This is a genomic window from Kitasatospora sp. NPDC059571 (genome assembly GCF_042735675.1).
GTDB lineage: Bacteria > Actinomycetota > Actinomycetes > Streptomycetales > Streptomycetaceae > Kitasatospora.
On sequence record NZ_JBHWBW010000151.1, the window covers coordinates 1 to 4,034 of the forward strand.

The window sequence follows — 4,034 nt, forward strand, 5'->3', positions numbered from 1 at the left end:
CCCCCCGGGGGGTGCGGCCGCTCCGGCGTTTCGGGCCCGCTGCGGTCAGCCGACGGCCGAGCGGTACTTGCGCACCGACAGCCAGGAGAAGACCGCCATGATCACCAGCGACCAGACGGCGGAGACCACCACGGCGTGCTGCATCGGCCAGGCGTCCGGCGCCGGGCCGACCTGGTTGCCGAAGAGGTCGCGGCAGGCCTGGACGGTCGCCGAGAACGGGTTCCAGTAGGCGATCGGCTGCAGCCAGCCCGGCATCGAGCTGACCGGCACGAAGGCGTTGGAGATGAACGTCAGCGGGAACAGCCAGATCAGGCCGGCCGAGGTGGCCGCCTCCGGGCTGCGCACCGACAGGCCGATCAGCGCGCCGATCCAGGAGAAGGCGTAGCCGAGCAGGAGCAGCAGGCCGAACGCGCCGAGCGCCTTGGGGAAGCCCTCGTGGATCCGCCAGCCGACCAGCAGCGCGACCATGGCCAGCACGAAGAGCGTGAGCGCGGTCTGCACCAGGTCCGCCAGGGTCCGGCCGACCAGCACCGACGAGCGGGTCATCGGCAGCGACCGGAACCGGTCGACCAGGCCCTTGGTCATGTCCTCCGCGATGCCGGCCGAGGCGCCGGCCACCGCGAAGGTGACGGTCTGCGCGAAGATGCCGGCCATCAGGAACTGGGTGTAGGTGTCGTGGCTGGCGGTGGCCCCGGGGATCTGGATGGCACCGCCCATCACGTACGAGAAGAGCAGCACGAACATCACGGGCTGCATCAGGCCGAAGACCACGATCTCGGGGATCCGGGTCATCCGGCGCAGGTTGCGCCGGGCGACCACCCAGGAGTCGTGGGCCATGGCGGCGAGGCCGGTGCGCTGGCGCGGGACGGCGTGGCCGATCGCCTGCCCGGTGGCGGTGGTCGTCGTCATCTCAGGACTCCTTCCCGTGGCCGCGGCGGCCCTTGGCGGGCTGCTGCGCGCCGTCCTCGCCGTTCTCCTCGGCCTCGGTGGCGTGGCCGGTGAGGGAGAGGAACACGTCGTCGAGGGTGGGGCGGCGCAGACCGATGTCGTCGATCTCGATCGAGCGGGCGTCCAGTTCGCGGATCACGTCGGCGAGCACCTTGGCGCCGCCGCTGACCGGGACGGTGATCCGGCGGGTGTTCTTCTCCACCGCCGGATCGCCCTTGGCGTACGGGGTGAGCGCGGCCAGGGCCTCGGCGGTCTCGTCGGCTCGGTGCACCACCACCTCGATGCGCTCGCCGCCGATCTGGGCCTTGAGCTCGTCGGCGGTGCCGCGGGCGATCACCTTGCCGTGGTCGACCACCGCGATGTCGTGCGCCAGGCGGTCGGCCTCCTCCAGGTACTGGGTGGTGAGCAGCAGGGTGGTGCCCTGCTCCACCAGGGTCTCGATGACCTCCCAGAGCGCCAGGCGGTTGCGCGGGTCGAGGCCGGTGGTCGGCTCGTCCAGGAACATCACCGGCGGGCGGACGACCAGTGCGGCGGCGAGGTCGAGCCGGCGCCGCATGCCGCCGGAGTAGGTCTTGGCCGTCCGGTCGGCGGCCTCGGTGAGGTTGAACCACTCCAGCAGTTCGCGGGCCCGGGCCTTCGCGTCGCGGGCACTCATCTGGTAGAGCTCGCCGACCATCTGGAGGTTCTCGAAGCCGGTGAGGTACTCGTCGACGGCGGCGTACTGGCCGGAGAGCCCGATCAGGCTCCGCACCTTGTTGGGGTGGCCGAGGACGTCCACGCCGGCCACCGTGGCGCGTCCGGAGTCGGGGCGGAGCAGGGTGGTCAGGACCCGCACGGTGGTGGTCTTGGCCGCTCCGTTGGGGCCGAGGAGACCCAGCACGGTGCCCTCGGGCACATCGAGGCTGACGCCGTCGAGAGCGCGGACGTCACCGAAAGTCTTGACCAGGTTCTCGGCTTGGATGGCTGGCGCCATGGCCTGCCTCATCTCCTCTTTGTCCGATATGTCTTCTGATCGTCACACAGGCGCCCGGGCGGGCGAGGGTGGGAATCGCGATACATCGCGATGCCGCGCAGAGCATGGCACTACGCGATATATCGCGTCAAGGATCGCCGACCCCTAACCTGCCGGGCCAGCCCCGACCGCCGCGGGGCTACTGGGAGACCACGTACCCCGCCCCGCGGAGCTCCCCCACGACCGCCGCGCAGTGCTCCGGGCCCTTCGTCTCCAGGTGCAGGTCCACCTCGACCTCGGACAGCCCCAGCCGCGGGTCGACCCGCACGTGCGCCACGTCCAGCACGTTCGCGTCCATCCGGGTCAGCACCGCCAGCAGGTCGGCCAGCGACCCCGGCTTGTCGGCCAGCCTGACCCGCAGCGACAGGTAGCGGCCGGCCGCCGCCAGGCCGTGGCGCAGCACCCGCTGCATCAGCTGCGGGTCGATGTTGCCGCCGGACAGCACCGCCACCACCGGCCCCTCGAACTCCTCGGGGTGCTCCAGCAGCGCCGCGACCGGGCTCGCCCCGGCCGGCTCGACGACCAGCTTGAGCCGTTCCAGGGAGACCAGCAGCGCCCGCGACAGCGCGTCCTCGGAGACCGTCCGGACCCCGTCGGCCAGCGTGTTGATCACCTCGAAAGGGATGTCCCCGGGGCGCCCGACCATGATCCCGTCCGCCATGGTGGCGATCCGCTCCAGCGAGACGGGCCGCCCGGCCGCCAGCGACGGCGGGTACGCGGCCGCCCCGGCCGCCTGCACCCCCACCACCCGCACGTCCGGGCGCAGCGGCTTCACCGCGGCCGCGATCCCCGCCAGCAGCCCGCCGCCGCCCACCCCGACCAGGATGGTGCGCACCTCGGGGCACTGCTCCAGGATCTCCAGGCCGACGGTCGCCTGGCCGGTGACCACGTCCCAGTGGTCGAACGGGTGGATGAACACCGCGCCGGTCGCCTCCGACCAGTGCTGCGCGGCCTGCAGTGTCTCGTCCACGGTGCTGCCGTGCAGGCGCACCTCGGCGCCGTACTCGCGGGTGGCGGCGACCTTCGGCAGCGGCGCCGCGAGCGGCATGAACACCGTGGAGCGCACCCCCAGCAGCGCGGCGGCCAGCGCGACGCCCTGCGCGTGGTTGCCGGCGCTGGCCGCGACCACCCCGGAGGCCTTCTGCACCGGGGTGAGCCCGGCGATCCGCACGTACGCGCCGCGGAGCTTGAACGAGCCGGTGCGCTGCAGGTTCTCGCACTTGAGGTGGACGGGCGAGCCCACCAGCGCGGACAGGTACCGGCTGCTCTCCATCGGCGTGACCCGGGCGACCCCGGCCAGCATCTTGTGCGCACCGCGGACGTCGTCGAGGGTGATCGGCCAGCTCTGCATGCGGATCAGCGTACGGCCGGCCGGACGCGCCGGCGGGCAGCCGCGGCCCTGTTCCCGGCAGCGTTCACCGCGCGTACGCTGCTGGCTCCGAGCACTCGCACCGCCACCCGAACACGAGCCCGCGATGACGACCACCCCACCCGGGGCCGCCGACCGCGACGGCCCCTCCGACTCCCGACTCCACCACCAGGTCGCGGTGTTCGCACGCCGCCTGGAACAGGTCCGGCACACCGCGGTGGGCTCCCTGGACCGCGCCGGCTACCTGCTGCTGGACGAACTGCAGCAGCACGGCCCGGCCAGCGTGAAGGCGCTCGCCGCGGCCCTCGGCGTGGACTCCTCCACCGTCACCCGGCAGGCCGCCCCGCTGGTCGAGGCCGACCTGGTCGGCCGGGTGCCCTACCCCGCCGACCGGCGCGCCGTCCACCTGGCGCTGACCCCGCTCGGCGGCCGGCGGCTGGCCGAAGTCCGGGCCTGGCGCGAGGAGCTGATGCGGCGCCTGACGGCGGACTGGCCCGCCGAGGAGCGGCGGGCCTTCTGCGCCCTGCTGGCCCGCTTCAACGACTCCCTGGAGTCCTACGCCGCCGACCGCGACGACCCGCTCTGACCGGCGGCCCGCTCCGGCCGGGGGCGCGGGGGGCCGGGGCCCGGCGCCGCGGCCGGGGGGCGGGGCCGCCCCGGGCGGCCGGGCCCCCCCGCGGGCCGCCCCCAGCCCCCGAGGCCCGC

At 73.7% G+C, this 4,034-nt stretch carries 4 protein-coding genes; 1 reads left to right on the forward strand and 3 read right to left on the reverse strand.

All coding sequences use genetic code 11. The features are described from left to right. Window positions 1-45 precede the first annotated feature (45 nt). The 3 genes from ACFV0G_RS18585 to ilvA form a co-directional block, all read right to left on the reverse strand. Window positions 46-909: an ABC transporter permease gene (locus ACFV0G_RS18585; protein WP_380548420.1), complete on the reverse strand. Its 864-nt coding sequence runs from the start codon at window positions 907-909 to the stop codon at window positions 46-48. A 1-nt stretch (window position 910) separates the two neighbouring features. Further along, window positions 911-1,921 carry an ATP-binding cassette domain-containing protein gene (locus ACFV0G_RS18590; RefSeq protein ID WP_380548424.1) on the reverse strand — a complete coding sequence of 337 codons (1,011 nt, stop codon included), beginning with the start codon at window positions 1,919-1,921 and terminating at the stop codon, window positions 911-913. A gap of 178 nt (window positions 1,922-2,099) precedes the next feature. After that, complete coding sequence (gene ilvA, locus ACFV0G_RS18595) at window positions 2,100-3,311, reverse strand: threonine ammonia-lyase (RefSeq protein WP_380548427.1); 1,212 nt, start codon at window positions 3,309-3,311, stop codon at window positions 2,100-2,102. A gap of 124 nt (window positions 3,312-3,435) precedes the next feature. Here ilvA and ACFV0G_RS18600 point away from each other — a divergent pair, with 124 nt between their 5' ends. Then, a complete protein-coding gene (locus tag ACFV0G_RS18600) occupies window positions 3,436-3,915 on the forward strand; it encodes a MarR family winged helix-turn-helix transcriptional regulator (protein ID WP_380548430.1) in 480 nt (159 codons plus the stop codon). The last annotated feature ends 119 nt before the right edge of the window (window positions 3,916-4,034 follow it).